Below are 19,201 nucleotides of genomic sequence, written 5' to 3' on the forward strand. Positions count from 1 at the left end.
GATAGCATAGCAATGCTCATTATAGAAGGATCTGACGCACCAGATCCTTCTTTTTATTATTAAATACGGTTACGGTGAAAACTCCTATAAACTATTTGCTTTCCTCAATGACCAGCACATCTATCTCTTCCATACCAATTTCAGCTTCTATACCATAATAGATCAGTTGACGATTTAATTGCTCAAGTGTATCAAACGGGTTCAATTCTATTATCCCTTTATAATTCACCTTATCTTTAGCAGGTGGAAATTTTTCTGAATAATCCAAGGAAAGCACCAAGGCTTCGCTTGTATTTATTCGAGTGACTTTCGCTCCCATTACCCTTGTGCCTTTGGCTGGTGAGCATGGTTTGAGTACCAATGTCTTGATCTTATGTTTTGCCTCGAATACATTTATACCAAAGAAGTTTTTAAAATCCTCCAAAATTATCCTTGCCTGAGCAGAGTCTGACCGTCCAAACGGGTCGTATCGTTCATAGCAAAATCCATTTTTAATAAGCCATGACTCAAAGCCTTTTCTTTCAAAATCATCGTAAATGCTCGTGTCCTTAACATTTAATATGACTCTTTCTTTTCTGGGCATATAGATACTGGTATTGATCTTTGCCTTGCTAGCGAGCGCCCTTAACGAGGCCAACAATGAATTATTATAGGTTGAACTCTTATATTGCCCGGTTACAGTATCCTGCACAAATTCCCAAGCCTGAAAGGGAACACCATTTTGATATCCTGAAATCATTACACCAGCTTTTAATTTTTCAATATTTAGATCTGTCTTATGAAAAAGATCAGCTTTTCCATAGTCGTCTTTAAGAGGAAGATCGATATTACCCTCATTATAAAGCTTCAATAAGGTCTCTTCGGTGATAAATTCGCTAGAGCTAATGGCCTGCACCTTACCTTTGTATACAAGTACTTCGTGGGGCACACCTTGATGCGGAAACAGCCCCTTTAAATAGCTGTCATTATAAATCACCGGAAGATTAACCTGATGTTCCTTCAGATAGGCATTTGTTGCAAATAACTTTTCCATCGTCTGTCTATCTTGCCAAGTCACAGTGATCACCTTTATTTTGTCGCCATATTGCTCCTGTAGTTTCTGTAGCTTCGGCATGATCTTAATACAGCTCGCACAAAAGGAGTCAAAAAAATCGAGTAAGATAACTTTTCCTTCCAATTTTCCCCAGTCGATGACCTTGCCATCACCCCGCATGGACAAGACTTCCTGTGGAGCGACAAAGGAGTCGCCTATTTTTAAACTTTTTGCAAAATCTGGCTTAAAATTTGGCTGTGCACAAAGTGAAGCACAGCATAACAATAGTATAAAGACTAAAATATTACTTTTCGTTGTTTTCATTTTAATTATCGTTTATTTTGATCTAATCCGCCGATATTAATCACCGGCTCCGCAAGCCTAAAAGCATACCGTGCACTATTTGCGTTCAGTTTGTAGACCTCATTTCCAATTCTCCGTTCCAGTGTCTTTTGAAATCTGGGGTCCAGATTCAATCTTTTCAGATCCGCCCATCTCCGTCCCCTGAATACCAGCTCCCGTCTTCGCTCATCCAATATTATTTTCAGCAACTTATCTGGATCCGATTCCTTGATTTCGATTGAAGCATTTTTATTCCAGCGCATTTTTAACAAGGTATTTAATGCCGACAGTGCCTCACTCACTTTCCCTATCCGACAGGCCGCCTCCGCTTTGACAAGGTAAACCTCACTTGTCGTAATACCCACAAACATTGTAGCAGCGTTCTTATCGTAGCTTCCTTTAAAATAAAAGGATCCTGAAGGGTTAGCATTACTTCTAAAAAATATAGCTTTTCGCAAATCATTCATATCATACGACTGATACAATGAGGTATCGATCAGGGCGTTCGTCGCACCGAGTATCCCAAGGTTTACACTCAACGCGGGGAACAGTACTTCTACATTAAACCTCGGAATTGGCAATGCATCTGTGATTTTGAGGGAGTTGTAATCCAGAAGATCCGGACTCAAAGTAAGACAGGAATCTGCAAATAGATAAGCCTTGACGAAATCTTCCATGTCAAGATTCACTCTTGCAAGCGCGGCATAGGCTGCAGCTTTTGAGGGCCGTCCCTTTACTGCTTCAACTTCTGGAAGGTCGGCAGCAGCCTTTGTGAAATCAGCGATAATCTGAGCATAAGTTTCCTGTAGGGACGATCTCTTGGATACCTCATCCAGATTTGGACTGGAACGCAGTGGAAGCCCCTGCTCATTTACCGCTTGCGCCTTTACATAAGCAGGGCAATGGACCGCAGCCAATTGCTGTAAGGCAAATGCCCGATAAAAAAAAGCACCACCAGTCAGACGCTTGTATTCATTGGTATTTTCTGCGGGATTGAGTTTGGAAAGAACATCCAACACCTGATTGGCAATATACACCGTTTTGTAAGGGCGTTGCCATTGCATAATATCTAAATAAGGCTCATCAGTCCACAGATAGGCATTGCGCTGTTCGACATTGGAAGCTGATTCCCACCGTTCTTTGGTCAGATAATAATCGTCAGTTCCAATTTCGCCCCATATGGGATAACCACCATTCAGGTTGGTATAATCATTCAGTAATAGATTGGCATCCTCCAGTGTATTGGGTATGGCCATTTTAATATCAGGTTTTAAATCCAGGTATTTATTGCAGGAAATGACTGACAAAGCCAGTACTGCAAGGATCAAAATAAAATTTCTATTCATCATCATAACTGTTTAAAGATTAAAATTAAGACCAAAGGAGACCATCATCGGATCCGGTATCCACTTACCATACTCAGGATCTATCCCTTTTTTGTTGCCCCGCCATAGCGTCGCCACATGCTGTAGGTAGCCATAAATTCTCATATTTTTAAAACCATATTTAGTCAACTGAGGCAGCTGCAGGCTACATTGGATATCACGCAGTTTGATCTGTCCGGCATTCTCAACCAATGCAGATGAACTCACATAAATATTGCTTGCCGCAGAATTACTCGGATAGATAAAAGCAGGAACATCCGTATGCTGTTCATCGCCCGGATTTTTCCAACGGTAGGCGTAGTCAGCATGACCGGCGCCAACATTTAAAAAGGAATAATTATTAAACGTAGTACGGATAAATTTGTGTCCCAGCTGATAAGATATATTCCAGGAAAGCTCCACATTTTTAAAACGGATGCTATTTCTGAACGAACCAAAATATAACGGCATCTGTGAGCCATGATTTTCTAAGCTTGATACCTTGGCATTTAGTATGGCAATGTAATCTTTCGAGACCTCTCCATTTAAGTAAGCCCTGACAGCCCCATCCTCCGGATCCAGCCCCGCCCATTTATACGTTAAGAGACTATACAGATCCATCCCCTCTATAGGTGTCTTCTGAAAAGAAAGCGCCTTGCTCACATTGTACTGCGCATTATCATTTGAAAGAAATGCTTTGACCACCTTTGTACGGTTATAGGCGAACACCAAATTGCTGTTCCATTCCCAGTCCCCGGTTACAAAAGGCTTTCCATTAAGTGAAATATCCCAGCCCTTGGTGTCCAGGTTTGCGACATTCATCATGAGTGATGCAAAACCCACTGTCGGATCCACCTGTCCGTCTGCAATCAAATCTTTCGGCGTTTTATGATAGTATTCCACACTTCCATTCAACCTATTTCCCTTCAGCCCAAAATCAAATCCCAGATTGAGGATTCCTACCCGTTCCCATCGTAATCTGGGATTTGGCGGTATATTGATCTGCGCATAATTCTGCCCTGTCGTACCATTCGGAATGGTCTCTACCTTCATTACCGGATAGGCCGATATGGTGTTATTCACATTGCCGTTGTACCCAAATGTGGAGCGTAGCTTTATCAGTGAGAATGGGCTATTCTTAAAAAAATCCTCTTCTGTAGCCACCCAGGCAAGGCCCAGCGACCAGAATGGTTGTCCTTTATTATTACTTTTCACACCAAAAAGATTAGAAGCATCCTTTCGGAAACTACCGCTAAGAATATATTTTTTCAGATAACTGTACGATCCGTTTCCGTAGTACGAAACAAAGCGATTTCGAAGCTGGTCAAAGACATTCCGGTCAGGCAGATTGTTCACACCGAGCAGTCCATTCATCATCTGTATTTCGCGTCCCAGCTGCATAGGCTGAAATGTTCCATCCTCAGGGTCAAAGCCAAAATATTGAGAAGCACGCATATCCTGCCCCACCTCACGGACATCAAAGCCTGCCAACAAAGACACTTGATGTCCTTTGCCCCAAGATTTGTTAAAATCTGCTGTCAACCTTCCCTGATGGGAAAAACTCGAAGCATTCAGTTCATATCGATAATCTCCGACAGGCATATTCCAATACACCTGCGTATCGTCCCAAGTTGCAAAATTGTTGATTTCAAAGCGCTGCTGAAATGTATTTATTCCCTTCCACTCGACAATAGGATTTATATTACGCTGAAACGCATATAACCCCTGAATACTCAGTCCAAACGGAAATGCATATTGCACGGAAAGATTGGACATGATTTCTCTGTTGGTCTGTTCTGACCTTGAATCGTGCAGCTCTTTTAAGGGTTTATAACTCCAGTCAAGCAACCGTCCCCCAGCGACGGTATCCTGAAAAGTAGGATTGAATGCGGGAATGTATACTTCCAAGGGATTTCCCTTATCGTCTGCAAGCCGCATATAAGGTGCATTAGCTATGCCATTGGCCAATGCATTGTATCCCACCCCATAGTAGCTATCATTCTTTTTTGATTCAGAATAGGTGAGCCCGAGATTGATCAACAGATTTTGTATTGGCTTAAACTGCATGTTGCCCTGTAGATTCATCCGATTATAGTTTGAGGTCACCAGCTCATTCAAATTCTTGTCATATCCTACCCCTGCGGAAGCATTGACTTTTTCACCACCTGCATTAATCCGTACGCTATATTGCTGATTGATTGCCTTTCGATAGATATATTTGAGAAAATCGTCGCGCATATCGTAACCCCTTAATTGATCTAGTTCAGCCTTTAGCTGTTCTTCGGAGATTTTGCCATCCTTCTGGTCTTTCATTCGCTGTACGATCGGCTCCACATTATTGCCCCAATATCCGAGCGTAGCATTATATCGACCCCGTTTAAACAGATCGCCGATCAGATCAATATAGTCCGAAGTTCCTATCTGTGGATAATAATAGAGATCAGGCTTTTCTTTTATGCTGACATTCATATTAAAATCAACATTGGTCTTTTCATTGAACTTGCCTTTTTTAGTAGTGATTACAATGACACCATTACCGGCCCGTGCACCCCAGATGGATGCCGCCGCGGCATCCTTTAGTACAGTAACATTTTCTATATCATTAGGATTGATATTATTAAAATTCGCTAAGCCATAGGCCGCAAACTTGCTTTCATAAGGGATACCATCGATGACCAATAAGGGGAACTTGTCTGGCGATAAGGTACTTTCGCCCCTGACATTGATATTTAAATAATTTCCCCTCAAATCAGGGGACATCTTTGCACTGGAAAGCCCGGGCACCACATCCTCCAGCCGACTCACAAAATCGGTGGATACTTTGCGATTGAGCAGTTTATTATCAACGAATTCAAAGCTACCTGTCGCCCTTTCTTTAGGGATCTTTTGATAACCTGTGGAGACTACTTCCACCTCCTCCAATTGATTCTCCAGCGGTATCATCTTAACAGCTAATGATACTCCCGCAGTGAATTCGACTTCAAGGGGCTTGTAGCCTATGTAAGTAAATTTTACTACCCCGTTTCTATGGTTGACTGGAAGTGTAAAACTACCATCCTTGTTGGATGATGCCCGCTGTTTCTGGGACTCAATACGTATAGATACCCCCTGCAAAGGCTTTCCATCTGGAGCTGAAACTACAGTGCCTTGCAAATTATATAGCCCATCGGCCCCGCTGTCCTTGCGGGGCGACTGAGCTGATAAACTAAACATAGAAAACATTACAATACCCCAGATCAGGATTGTTAGTTTTAAGCGGTTCGATTTAGTTAATTGTGGGCAGGAGCATTGTATACCAATAGGCAGTTCACTCCCACCCTTGTAAAAATGAGTCATTTTTAAAGGTGTTAATGGGGCTGTGACCTGCTTGGATTAGAAATCCTTCTCTGACACTTACAAACGCATCGCCTTTGCTCCTAAGCCTAGCTTAGGTCACAAATAAATAAAAAGGTTAATAAAAAATCGAAGGGCGTTTGAATGGTTATTTTCAAAGGTATATAGTAGGGGTCGTCACGCTCTTTACGATTGAAAAAGTCATATAGACTTTTCGCCTCGAGAGCTACTCTGGAGAACGGACTAAATTTTTGTAAAGTTGCTTTTTCATACTCGTTTCTATTGGTTAAACGAGTCTTTTTGGTGGGGTATAATTGCTATAAGCATGGAGCCCCAACCTATGGTCCTGGAGGGTTGGAACGCCCTTGAACACACATAAGAAGGGAACCCCATACTTATAGCATGGGAGTTCTTACTTCTCATCTTGTGTTCCATACGAAGGTTCCAATTTCCAGGACAAGACTCGAAGCAGAAGCTTCATTTCTTTCTATTGAAGTTCTGCAAAGTTACTAAATCAAGTAAACTTTTACTACTTTGATTTTTAAATCTATTTCAATAATTATTTATACACAAAAGTAAATAAAAAAGGTAAATATTACTATTTTTTTTAGTATATTTACCCTTATAAAAAGTAGCTAAAAACTACTTACCAATTAAACTTCAATAATTCAGAATGATTAAATTTGTAGCTTATGGCAAATGAAGACAAACGTCCCTTTTTAGAATTGGATAACAAAAAAATAGGACATAAAATTTATATTCAACGAAAGATTGCTGGTCTTAAAGCGTTTGATGTTGCCGAACAGCTTGGTATCAAGGAAGCTGCTTATACCAAATATGAACGCGGAGAAACAAAAATTACGATTGATTTTGTTAAAAAAATAGCAATAATTTTTGACATAGACCCGCTCTTGATATTGTCTACAGCACCAGATACGTTTTACTCTCAAATTACGAATTCGACTATTCTCAATGCGTCTCATTTCCAAAATTTCCATGGAACTAGTGAAAAACAAAATGAATCAATTTTGTTTTTGATTGATAATGTCGTAAAATTAAACGAACGTATGATGTTGTTGTTAGAAAAATTAGATAATAAAAATACTGAAACGCCTAAGAATAATTTATAATCACATTGATAATGGAAGAAAAAAATATACAGCCAATAGAACTAGATCACAAAAGAATAGGTTTCGAATTCTATCTACATAGGCAAAATTCTGGTTTGACTACACAAGAAACCGCGCAGGGGTTGGAAATTCTAAAGGAAGATTATGAAAACCTAGAAAAAGGAAATGGAAAATTTACTATTGAATTAATTGAGAAAGGAGCTCGATTATTTAAGAAAGATCCATTGCATTTCCTTTCGCAAACTTCCAGTCATACATTTAGTGGTATTGAAAACGCAACTATCCTTAATGCTTCTACCTTCCATACTTTCATTGGAGTGAACGAAAAACAGAATGATGCTATTCTAGCATTAATAAACAATGTCACAGAAATGAATAGAAAAATATTTGAAATGATTGAGCAAAAGTAATTTTGCTCTTTAGGTGCGGATGACTTCCCTATTTGTTGCTCGCATTTTAATAAAAAAACCATTTATACCCCCAAATACTCTTAAATAAAGAACAAAGCCAATATTAATGCTATTGTTATGACAAAGAAAAAACAATATATACCCAAGCCAAGGCATAACCCAGAGGTTCAAGCCAAAAGAATCGAAAGGACAAGGGAAGAGCTTGAGAAATTGAAACTAACAATTACTCTAATAACAGATTCAAATGAAAAGCATTACCAATTATTAGGAAATTTTGCAAGACATGATATTAAAAATATTATCATTAACCTAAATAGTATCCTTGAACTATACGAAGGACAATTGGACGAAAATATAAAAAATGCTATCCAAATAAACGTCGATTCTTTAAGTTCAATAATTGGAAATTTTTCCAAACTCATTCCACATGCTGAAAACTCTAAATTCAAATTTTCCGATCTATTTATCGCTCTAAGAATTTTAGTTGCATCAAATCTAGAAAAAGAAGAAATTGATTATAAAATAAACTATAATAGTAACGACAATACTGAAGTGAATCTTCCTTTTCAGGCGATGCTACAAATGTTAAATAATCTTATCGTGAATGCTGTAAAAGCTACAGAAAATTTAAAAGAGCAAAAAAGACTGTTTTTAGATGCCAGAATTAAAGATAATATACTAAATTTAGAAATATATGACAATGGAACAAAAATTACGGATGAAATAGTGGACAAAATTTTTAATTTTAACTTTTCAACAACGGGAGGATCTGGGATTGGCCTTAACCACGCAAAATATCTGTGTGAGAAATTTAATGGTACCATCAAACTTGAACGTAGTGATGAAAACAAATTTAATAAATGTTTTGTTATTCAAATACCACTTTAAAAATCATGGATAAAACTGTATTAATAATAGACGACGAAAACCTTCAGGCTCTTTCTTTGAAAAAAAGCTTATCCGAAAAATTAAGTGGCTATAACTTTGAAAGCTATTATGAAAAAGAAACTATACTCGCAGCGATCGAGAATCGTTTCTTTAACTTAGCTGTTGTGGATCTTAGAATGGATAAGCTAGGAATCGATGGAATCGAAATAATTGAAAGAATTTTCCAGTTAAACCCAATTGCACATATCATCATAATCTCTGCCTATAAAGAGGAGTATTTTGAACAACTGAAAGGTATATTAAAAACAGGTAAAATTCTTGATGTTATAAATAAAGGTGCAAAAACAGCTGAAACAGCCGAAAAACTAGAGCCAGTCATAAATGATTACTACAAAAAGTTAGATGAGAATATATCATTGTATAACAGCGGCTTAATGCAATATTATTCTGATGCTAAAAATGAACAAGATACTTTCAAAAAAGGAATACTATTTGAAAGATTTCTCGGTCTTTTATTCGGCTCTATGGGGTACCGTGAACTAAAAAAACGTGTGATAGATACTTCACGAAACGAAGTAGATTTAATAGTAAGAAATGAAACCAAAGATCCATTTTTAAATAAATTTGGAAAATATTTTTTGATTGAATGCAAGAATAAGCCGGACTATAAAGTCGGAAAAAATGACTTTATTGTATTTTCCAACAAATTGAAAAATTCAAATGGACTATCAGAACTCGGTATCATAGCCACGACCGGAGGGTTTGCAAAGACTAGTTATTTGGAAGCAATGCGAGACTCGAGAGATGGATATAAAATTCTGTTCTTATCTAATACTGAATTCTTGACTTTAATTCTGTCAGAGAATAAACTAGAAGATTTTAAAAATATTATCGACGACCAGGTTAAGAACAATTGAAACTAATTGACGAGGATCTAAACCGTTAAAGATATGACAATTCAACCTATTTTTACACGGGACTTATGCCCTCATCGTAAATAATGGGTACCATAATTGATTATGATACCCATTATTTATTTTTTGAGTTTACATCTTATTTTTATATTCAGCCAATTTCTTTTTGTATTCTTCTACTGTATAATCCATCACGGTACCTACCATTTCTCCGTCTTTAAGCGCTTTTTCAGCTATCGCTAAAGCTTTAGCTTGATTATCCGCCGCTTTTGCATACTGACCAGCTTTTGCATAACAAGTTGCCAATGCATCTAAAATCAATGGATTGTTCACTTCTGCCGTGCTGCCAAAATTGTCTGCCACCCATGCATAGGTATCTTTGGAAAGGTTATCTGTTTTATACACCTCTCCCAGAAATAACGATGGTGCAGTTTTATATTCTTTTTGAAATTCTGTGGCAAAGGCAATGGCCTGCTTCTCATCTACATCGGTCAACAATGTCTTAAATTTAAGAAGGCTCATGGAAATTTTAAAGTCTGGCTTTTCAGCAACCAATTTATCCATTAACTCAAATGCTTTTTTGTGATCTTTAGCTGTTAAAGCCTCCTGAATTGGATTGAACATAGCCATCATAGCCTCACTTTCCTCCCGGGCCTTCTGAGCAGCTTTATCAGACTTTTCCTTGAACACCTTCATATCATAAGACCCACCTAATACTTGTGGAATGATAGAATCCAATTGACCGGGGTGTCCAACCCAAATAATATGATTTTCTTTGACTATAAAACTCGCTGGTATTCCGTTTTGCCCAGCTGCCCGCAGCCATTTATTACCCATACCCTGGTCTTTATCATCGACAATAACACTATAACCCATATTGGCATCATTCCCACGCACGAATTTTTCCACCGCCGGAACTACCGTTTCGTAAGACTGACCTTTTGGAATCTTTTCCCATACATTGACACCTACAAAGGTAATCTTACCTTCATATTGTTTTTGTAAAACGGTAAGATGAGGCATAGCTGCTTTACAAGGGCTACACCAGGTAGCCCAAAACTCCATCACATAGATTTGCGCTGGATCAAACGAGTCGAACTGTTTCCCTTTCAACCACTTCGAATAGCTGATTGCCGGGGCGGGATCACCTACATTTAACTTTCCACTTGTCTGTGCATAGCCGCCAATAGCAAACATTGATAATGTGAAGATCAGGATGCAGCTTATTATAGAATGCTTTTTCATTATTATTTGTTTTTGTATTTATTAATAGTTCTGTGTGAGTGTTGTATTAAACTGGGTGGCGCTCTGTGGAAATGGCAAGATCCATAGCGGCGAATTAGGTTTTAAGACATAGGTCTTACCTCCAATAGTTCTATTGATGGTTTCCGCATAAGCCGCTTCGGTATTCCAGCGCTTTACATCGACAAAATTGCGCCAGGTAAATAAAAATTCTATCCGTGAGACTTTTTTCAGATAAGCCATCGCCTCGGTGGCATCTTTAACCACGAGTGGAGCATACACTTCTGGCGCAATGCGACGGACCCGGATCTTTTCAATTTCTTCCATACCAGCTGAAAGTTTATTGCTGCGGATCAAACACTCAGCTTTCATAAGCACGAGATCTGACACGGTCATTCCGGCACTATTTCCTTCATAACTAATCGCAATCCAGGCAGGAATATCAGGTAGCCCAACATAGATCATTCCATATTGGTAATTATAGACATTGGTATAGTCTTTAATAATATTTCCAGGCTCATAGTAATCTTTTAGTATCTCATAAGTAGGTGTGAGCAAAGATGGATCGAATGTATTAGAAAATGCATAAAACAAATTATCCGGGGCAGTGAGGCCCTTTCGGCTCAGAACACGATTGGCCATTACCGGTTCGGACAGCAGATAGCGGTGGTCCTCCAATGTATTGTTAATTGCCAGCGCATTATTTACGGCTTCTAATGCACCACTGTAATTGCGTAGAGACATCAAAATTTTTGCTTTCAAAGCATAAGCAAATCCCCTCCCAAACCGCATGCTATTTTTAGGCCGATCAGGCAATGCTTCTGCTGCCAATGCGGCATCAATATCTGCAAGCATCTTATCGTAAACCTCCTGTACTGTTACTTTGGCATTCTCTTTCTCAAAGTTAATATCAGTGACGTAGGGAATACCGCCATCTGTTGATGCCGTGGCAGGATCATACGCTTTCGCATACATATTGACCAAAAGGAAATGCATAAAAGATCTAAGCACATAAGCCTCCGCTTTGAGCTGTTCCAGAAGCTTTTTGTCCCCGCTGGCCTGATCGGCGTTCGCCAATACAATATTGGCGACCATGGCGATGTTTTTATAAAGTCCGTCGTATCGTGCATCAGTAGGTGTAAGCGCTGCACGGTCGGCAGCTTCGTCATAAGTCAACAGCACTTTATCCATGGTCAATACATTGGATGAAATCACATTAGGTACATTGTATGCCAGTAGATACATGTCATTGACAATCAGAGAAAGCTTATTCATGTTAAAGAGATTACCAGAATAATTTACATTCATCAACTGATCAAGGTCATCGGCACGATTGAGCAAGTTTTGCCCCTTGGGTACAAAATCAGTGTATTTTGCACAACCATTTATTCCGAACAACGAAATAAAAAGGGCCAAAAGGTATAGTTTAAATCTTAATTTCATAGTTTTAAAAATTTGCATTGATACCAAAGACAAAAGATGTTTGAAGAGGTGCTCCTCCAGTTTCGGGATCTACATGCACATCTTTCTGTCTGATCCATAATGATCTTGGATTATTGATCTGAAACCGCAGCTTTAGATTCCTGGCTTTGATCCTTGTTGCCAGATCTGCCGGTAATAAATAACCTAAGGCTATATTTCTAATTTTAATAAAATCTGCACTGCGCACTAGATTGTCTGAGTAATAGTATTGATTTGAAGGAGCAATCTGATAATACTGGCCACTTCCGGGAATATCTGTATCAGTATTTTCGGGTGTCCAGCTATCCAGTAAATAAGATGGCATAGCACCATAATTAGCTGACGGGTATGCCAATGGTACTGGTCTAGCCCTAAAATAGTGACCACCGTAATACATAGCAAAAATACTGAGGGTGAATCCCCTGTATGAAAAGTCATTGTTAAATCCCATCGTGATCTTAGGATCACCGCTGCCTGAAAAAACGATAGCATCTGCATCTGTGGGACCCAATGTTGCCTTAGTCGGTACACCAGCTGTATTATACCACTGTGCCATGCCCATATCATCAAGCCCTGCAAAACGAAAAGAGAACAATGAATTTACAGGGTATCCTTTACGGTACGAATCACCGGCTGCCAGCGTAATCGGATTTCTGGTCAATTCATCTACATCGGTAATACGGTTTTGATTATAAGCCCCTGTTAAATTACTCGTCCAGCCAAATGTTTCCCGTGAAGTGGCCCTAAACCAATCATAACTCAAATTGAATTCCACTCCGTTATTGACCATGCTGGCGTTGTTGATAACCATGGATGCAAAGCCTTCGGATGGGTCAAGCCTTTTCTGTGCAAATAGGTCTGTCCCCTTGCGACGGTACCAATCTAGGGTACCCCGTAGACGACTTTCGAAAAGGCTAAAATCGATACCGATGTTGGCCGTAGCTGTCTTTTCCCATCGCAATTGCGGATTCGGTGGATTGGAGACTGTAGCATTGGGCTCTTGGGTCAAGTTGTTGATCCCTGCTGTTCCCACCAAAAGTGCACTTACATTCCGGATATTGCCCGTTAACCCGTATGATGTCCGAACCTTTAAATAGTCAATCCAAGTATATTGCTTGATAAAATCTTCATTGGATGCAACCCAGGATACACCAACTGACCAAAGTGGTCTACCTCTATATTTTTCGTCTCCACCAAAAAGGTCAGCATAATCTTTACGTATAGACCCAAAAAGATTATATTTTTGATCATAGGTATAAGTCAGATTAGCATACCCAGAGGCAAAGCGGTGCATAATGTCTTTTTGAAGGCCCATGGACACAGCCTCGCCAAAATGATATTGATACAAAGGATAATTCGCATTCCAAAGCGTACCCATCTTTTTCTCATCCATGGCGTCAAAATTGACCACGTTGGTCAGTTGGGTCTGCAACTGATCATCATACCCTAACAAGACGCCATTTGTGCCATAAGACCTAGTCTGGCGAAATTCCATACCGGCCAGGGCAATAAAGCGATGTCTGTTAAATGTACGGTCAAAATTAGCCTGAAAACGCGCTGTATAGTTGGGACTACGTAAATGGGATGTGGCCAATTTTCCGCCTTTTGGAATATAAGATGGGTAGGAAACAGCTTTCGTTACAGGATCTTCATACCGATACGTGTACACATTATGCAACCAACGCATCGTATAACTATCTTCTTCCGAATAACCCGATACATCTGTGCGGATATCTTCATATTGGAACATCGGCTGCAAAGACAAGCCATTGAAAGGTCTGATATTTAAATTTAAATAATACCGGGTATTTAGTGTACTAGTATTCACAAAATCGCGTTCCAATTCGTCCATGTGATTGAACGAAGCGGACTGTAGTTCTGGTCGGCTCTCGGCAATAGTGTTATAGACATTAAAACGATTGTTCGTATAGTATGCTCTGCTACCATCATCATTGAACAATCTGAAATAAGAAGGAACATTAAAAGGGGTAAGTGCAAATTGGTTATTGTGAGTGCGAGCCCTCCCGATGACACTATTGATGCCGTAATCGATATCAAGCCACTTATCTACACTATAACCGCCTTTATAGTGTAAATTAATACGGCGATCAAATGCATTAATAATACCTTTATTGTCATTCATATAATTTAATACAAAGCTATTTTGAGCTTTACCGGTATTTGTCCGTAACGCCAGATTGTATTGTTGGGTTACACCTTTCAGCAGGGCATGATCATGATATTCTTTTGCAAAATCATTCTCCTTGTAATTTTTTAATTGTGCATCGAGTTCAGATTGATTAATGCGATTGGTGTTGAGCTGATAATATGCATATTGGACAGGGGTAATTGCCTGCCCGGTGGCGATATTACTTTCAAAGTCTTGAATAGGTTGCTTAACTGTTCCACTACCGCCACTGAACCACCATTTATAATAATTGCTCTCCCAGTCTACCTGCTGGCCCGGCGACATAAAATTGTTATAGCTATAATCCGGTTTTTCGGTAACTGTCACATTGGCCGAAGCTTCAACAGTAGTACTCCCCTTTTCTGTTGCTTTTTTTGTCGATATGACAATCACTCCATTGGAGGCTCTGGCACCATATATGGCTGCAGCCGCAGCATCTTTTAACACGGTCACCGTTTCTATATCATAGGGATTGACATCCGCAATGGATCCTTCGATCGGCAAACCATCGACAACAACCAAAATACCTGTTGAAGCCTCCATTGTGCTGGTACCGCGAATAGTGGCCTTGCCTTGATACTGCACCAAGCCGGGAACGATGCCTTCGAGATTGTCCATCACGTTGATACTATTGCGTTTTTCGATATCTTTGCTGGTCACAGTAGTCACGGAACCGGTAATATTTTCTCTACTGATCTTTTGAAAACCGGTATTGACAACTTTTACTTCGTCCAGACTGCGCAGCGTAGGCTTCATGTTGATGATCATATACTCTTTTTGCGCTAATTGTCCAGCTGTCACTGTCGTTTCGCTGGTTTCGTAGCCCACATAGCTCACCTCAAGAATATCATTGACCTCAAGCCGATCAAAACGAAAGAAACCTTTGTTGTCTGTAGCTGAGACCTGATTGGTTCTTTTTATTTTCACTGTAGCACCTGCCAAAGGGATAGACTTTTCTCCCACCACCAAACCTGCTAATCCTTGCTGCATGCTCAGCCCGCTATCAGTCGATTCATCTTTTAACTTAGGCTTCTTTAGACTTGTGATCACAACGGACTTTCCTTCAATAGAGAAGGCGAGGTCACGCCCCTTCGTAAGTGATTGCAGAGCCTGATCAAGACTTATGTTCTGAAGATCGAGATGAATCGATCGATGTTGTTGAAAAATAGCCTTGTCCAGCAAAAAGTCATATCCCGTCTGTTGCCGCAGCTGTTTTATGATCTGTTCTAAGGAGGCATTTCGCTCCATTATCGTGACACGTTGTGCATACGAGGCCCCGTAGGTATGCATCAACATACATGTCATGATAAAAAAAACTAATTTCATAATAAATAGTAGTTTAGGTAAAGGCCGCATGGGGTAAAAAACACCCAATAGCACATTTTTTTTCATACTTTTGTTTTGGTTAAATGGTTCATGTCTGATTAGTGTCGTTCGTTTTTTAATGGGCATCTTTTGGGCAGCATCATTTTTCTTTTATAGCCGCGAGGTGGTGATGCACCTTGCGGTTTTCTCGAAAATTCACCTTTCGGTCGTTCCCCTGCTGATTTAAGATAAATAGGTTTAATTTGTTACTATAAGGGTCCTTTCTTTAATTTTGAATTTTACTTTGTTTGTTCTTTCAATTTGGCGTAATGTGGTTACTAAATCATTTGATCTGGAGATGTATCCCCACAAATTGAGCGACTTTGGCGCATCTGCTGTAAACTGGACATCCATATTGTACCAACGTCCTATGGACAGCATGATATCGTGAAGATTTCCGTCAATTTTAAAGAAACCATTCTTCCACGCCAAAATCTCTTCCGTATCTTGCTCATGGACATTGATTTGCCCAAGTCGGTTGACAGCTTGTTCGCCAGGTTTGATAATACGTTCTCCTGAGCTGCTCACCACATTGACTTTCCCTTCAATAAGCGTGGTTTTGACAAGCCCCTTTGATTCTGCATAGGCATTGATGTTGAAATGCGTACCAAGGACTCGAACATGCTGAGATGCCGTTGCGACAATAAATGGTCTAGAATTTTTGCTTACTTCAAAATATCCTTCACCCTGCAATTTAACTGTACGTACAGCACTGGTAGCAAGATTGGAATCAAAAGTCAAACTAGACGCGGCATTAAGCCAAGCTTTCGAACCGTCCGGAAGGACGACTTGGTACATTTCTCCATTTTTTGTGGTGATAGTATTGCGAGCTGCTTTAATGGGCTGAGGATTGGCGTGATTTGCCGTGAAAACAAGTACGCCATCTGCATTTTTGGAGATAACGACTCCTTGCTCCGTAGTGATTTCACCTACATTGGCAGTATTGAGATCAATCTTCGAACCATCGGACAGCGTTAAAGTAGCACCCTCATGTCCAGCTTTGATCTCCGGTCCTGTATAGTTGGCTACCTCATATTCCCGATGGCGTTGCTGCAGTTTGTATATACCTAGAATGCCTGTGAATAATAAAACAGCAGCTGCATAGGATATCCATTTCCGTTTCTTCAAAACCCGAACTTGAGGCTGGCATCGCTGATCAATAATAGCCCACATCGCTGATTTTATCCTTTTAAAATCTTCAGTAGAGTCGATAGCAGATTGGTCCAGGCGGTTAAAGGCGTACCATTCTTCGACAACACGCTGTTCCATCTGCGTGGCCGTACCTGAAAGATATTTCTCTACGAGCTCTGCTCCAAGTTTCTTTTCCATAAATCGAAGTCGGGTTTAGTAACCGTTTAGTGTGTTATACAGTTGAGGAAAGCTTAGGGGGTAGATAAATTTTCAAAATAATTATAACCCACTAAATAAGAACAATATAAGATAATCAGAAATCTCAGTTGTCTCTTAAAAAGATCAGCAGCAGTATCCCTAGAGAATTATAATTCGACAGTCTAACTTTAAGAATTTTTAATGCGTTTTGAACTTGCTTTTTCACGGTGGATTCGCTCAAATTTAGTCTTTCTGCAATTTCACGATGAGACAAATCCTCCAATCTGCTCAGTTCAAAGACTTCTCGCATTTTAGCAGGCAGTCTGGCTATTTCACTTGTTAGTAATAGCATCAGATCCTTCTCGTCTATTTTTTCTAATGTTTCATCATTCACCTGAAGGCTGTACTTTCCAATTTCAGTAAGGTAATCGCTTTTTGTTTTTCCTCTTTGAATATAGTTGAGGACGCGATTGCGAGCGGCCACATATAAGTAAGATGAGATACCAACGTTGTCCCTGATCAGATCGCACTTTTCCCATATTGATGTGAAGAGATCCTGTACCAGATCTTTGGACGCATTCTCATCACGAAGCATTTGATTTACCTTATAATAAATCATCATGCTGTATCGATCGTAAATTTCGGCAAAAGCTTCCCTATCTCCATGTTTGAGCAAAGAAACAAGTTCACTGTCTGACAAAATTTTATACTTATCCATTTTACTTGTCTCACTGCTTTATAAAAGCACTACGGTAGTATAGGTAAATTTCAAAAATTAATAATCTGCTACAATAGTAGAAAAATATTATAAATTATATTCGTATTTTTTAAAATTTTAGCATTGTTTGCTAGAGATCTTATATCTCGTTGCGACAATATTCTAAAAAAAACGATCGAAGAAAATAAGGAAAGTTTGATGGAAGTTAGGAGAAATAAAACACAGAAAGCCGTTTGATCAAAAATGGCTTTCTGTATAAAATTGAAACTATTAAAATTGTATTACACAACTATAGTTTCCATTTCGTAAATTTCAATGTACTATTATTGGGATAATCTATCCAAAAAGCGAAAAACTCCTTATTCTGAACAAGGAGTTTTTGATAAGCACCAAGGTATTCTTTAAAAATATTCGATACTATCGGCTTTGCTAAATACATCTCCTTCGCCACGGAATAGTTATCCTTTAGTGCTCTGTAGTTAACAGAAAACTTTTGGTCACTGAAATCCGAATAGATACAATGGATACCGCCATCATTGCCAAAAGCAGTAGAAAGAAGATTTCCAGTAGAAGTGATCAGATGTGGGCTAGACCACGACTCCCCTGCATTTCGACTCATGGATAACCATACCTCATTTCGCTGATGTGGATTTTGCCAGCTTAATACAAGATCATTGCCCCGGGTCGTTAATTCCGTCATTGCTGAGCCAAGTCTCTTAGATATGCTGCCTACAACCTTTGCTGTCTCAAATCTTACTTTTTCGTCATCAGCGATTCTCCTGGTTAGAAAAATTCCCTTACTACCATATGAACCCGCCGAAATTAAAAGCTGGTTTCCCTTGACCATAGCCATCGCTGGTCCTAAATAATTAATTGTTTGATCAGTAAACACATTAACGGGTTCTGTCCAGGTAGCGCCCTTGTCTTTGGACACTTGATATTTTACAGCATTTTTAAAGTTTTTAGTATAGGCAACATAAACCAGATGGATTTCATCTCCGTAACATACGATAGAAGGTTTGTCTAGCAGATTATCACTGCTCTTAATTGGCACTGATTTCAGATTAAAAACTTTGGTATTGAAATCAAATTCATACAAAGAAATATTTCCGGAAAAAAAATCCTGCCCGATATGCATACAGACGACATAGGTATCTCCTTTTTGGTTATTATACACAAAAGGATTCCCAGTGGCGAAGGTATTTGGCAGATCAATTATTCCTTTTGCCGACCAGGTCCGACCATTGTTATCTGATGCGCGATAGGCAACCTGCATATCGGCTGCCTCTTCACTATTATCTTTCCGGGAGGGACGTTTTTCCATCCATACAGTAACGAGACTGTTCTTTGATGGTTTACATGCACTTACCTCGAATGCCCTAACATCGCTCAGGAGCTCTGATCTATCCGACTGTGCAAAGGCTTGCCCGACTACCGAAACAAACGCACACAATAAAAGTGCGTATATTATTTTCATATATCTT

General features: G+C 39.5%; 13 protein-coding genes. 4 read left to right on the top strand and 9 right to left on the bottom strand.

The window, feature by feature from the left end:
• Positions 1-91 precede the first annotated feature (91 nt).
• The 3 genes from B4G94_RS24595 to B4G94_RS24605 are packed head-to-tail and all read right to left on the bottom strand — an operon-like array spanning position 92 to position 6,075.
• Positions 92-1,357, bottom strand: coding sequence for a TlpA family protein disulfide reductase (locus B4G94_RS24595; protein WP_286862709.1), 1,266 nt, complete (start codon positions 1,355-1,357; stop codon positions 92-94).
• Between the two features lie 5 nt (positions 1,358-1,362).
• A complete protein-coding gene (locus tag B4G94_RS24600; RefSeq protein WP_286862710.1) occupies positions 1,363-2,727 on the bottom strand; it encodes a RagB/SusD family nutrient uptake outer membrane protein in 1,365 nt (454 codons plus the stop codon).
• Positions 2,728-2,733: 6 nt separating this feature from the next.
• A complete protein-coding gene (locus B4G94_RS24605) occupies positions 2,734-6,075 on the bottom strand; it encodes a SusC/RagA family TonB-linked outer membrane protein (RefSeq protein ID WP_286862712.1) in 3,342 nt (1,113 codons plus the stop codon).
• Positions 6,076-6,764: 689 nt separating this feature from the next.
• Between B4G94_RS24605 and B4G94_RS24610 the strand changes: the two genes are divergently transcribed.
• The 4 genes from B4G94_RS24610 (at position 6,765) to B4G94_RS24625 (ending at position 9,417) form a co-directional block, all read left to right on the top strand.
• On the top strand, positions 6,765-7,202 hold the full coding sequence (locus B4G94_RS24610; protein ID WP_286862714.1) for a helix-turn-helix domain-containing protein: 438 nt from the start codon (positions 6,765-6,767) through the stop codon (positions 7,200-7,202).
• A gap of 11 nt (positions 7,203-7,213) precedes the next feature.
• Entirely contained in the window at positions 7,214-7,612 is a 399-nt protein-coding gene (locus B4G94_RS24615; protein WP_286862715.1) for a hypothetical protein, read from the top strand.
• A 117-nt stretch (positions 7,613-7,729) separates the two neighbouring features.
• Positions 7,730-8,500, top strand: coding sequence for a sensor histidine kinase (locus B4G94_RS24620; RefSeq protein WP_286862717.1), 771 nt, complete (start codon positions 7,730-7,732; stop codon positions 8,498-8,500).
• Between the two features lie 5 nt (positions 8,501-8,505).
• Positions 8,506-9,417, top strand: a complete 912-nt coding sequence (locus B4G94_RS24625; RefSeq protein WP_286862719.1) for a response regulator — start codon at positions 8,506-8,508, stop codon at positions 9,415-9,417.
• Between the two features lie 129 nt (positions 9,418-9,546).
• Here the strand turns inward: B4G94_RS24625 and B4G94_RS24630 are convergent, their stop codons facing one another.
• From B4G94_RS24630 to B4G94_RS24655, 6 genes are all read right to left on the bottom strand, one after another.
• Complete coding sequence (locus B4G94_RS24630; protein ID WP_286862721.1) at positions 9,547-10,659, bottom strand: thioredoxin domain-containing protein; 1,113 nt, start codon at positions 10,657-10,659, stop codon at positions 9,547-9,549.
• 21 nt (positions 10,660-10,680) lie between these two features.
• The gene (locus B4G94_RS24635; protein ID WP_286862723.1) at positions 10,681-12,099 is read right to left on the bottom strand and encodes a RagB/SusD family nutrient uptake outer membrane protein; all 1,419 of its coding nucleotides are present in this window, start codon (positions 12,097-12,099) and stop codon (positions 10,681-10,683) included.
• 4 nt (positions 12,100-12,103) lie between these two features.
• Positions 12,104-15,631: a SusC/RagA family TonB-linked outer membrane protein gene (locus B4G94_RS24640; protein WP_286862724.1), complete on the bottom strand. Its 3,528-nt coding sequence runs from the start codon at positions 15,629-15,631 to the stop codon at positions 12,104-12,106.
• A gap of 237 nt (positions 15,632-15,868) precedes the next feature.
• Positions 15,869-16,999, bottom strand: a complete 1,131-nt coding sequence (locus B4G94_RS24645) for a FecR family protein (protein ID WP_286862725.1) — start codon at positions 16,997-16,999, stop codon at positions 15,869-15,871.
• Positions 17,000-17,123: 124 nt separating this feature from the next.
• The gene (locus B4G94_RS24650) at positions 17,124-17,717 is read right to left on the bottom strand and encodes an RNA polymerase sigma factor (RefSeq protein WP_282255839.1); all 594 of its coding nucleotides are present in this window, start codon (positions 17,715-17,717) and stop codon (positions 17,124-17,126) included.
• A gap of 289 nt (positions 17,718-18,006) precedes the next feature.
• Positions 18,007-19,194, bottom strand: a complete 1,188-nt coding sequence (locus B4G94_RS24655) for a sialidase family protein (RefSeq protein WP_286862729.1) — start codon at positions 19,192-19,194, stop codon at positions 18,007-18,009.
• Positions 19,195-19,201: the final 7 nt, after the last annotated feature.

The organism is Sphingobacterium sp. UBA7625 (genome assembly GCF_002484085.1).
In the GTDB taxonomy this organism is placed as follows: domain Bacteria; phylum Bacteroidota; class Bacteroidia; order Sphingobacteriales; family Sphingobacteriaceae; genus Sphingobacterium; species Sphingobacterium athyrii.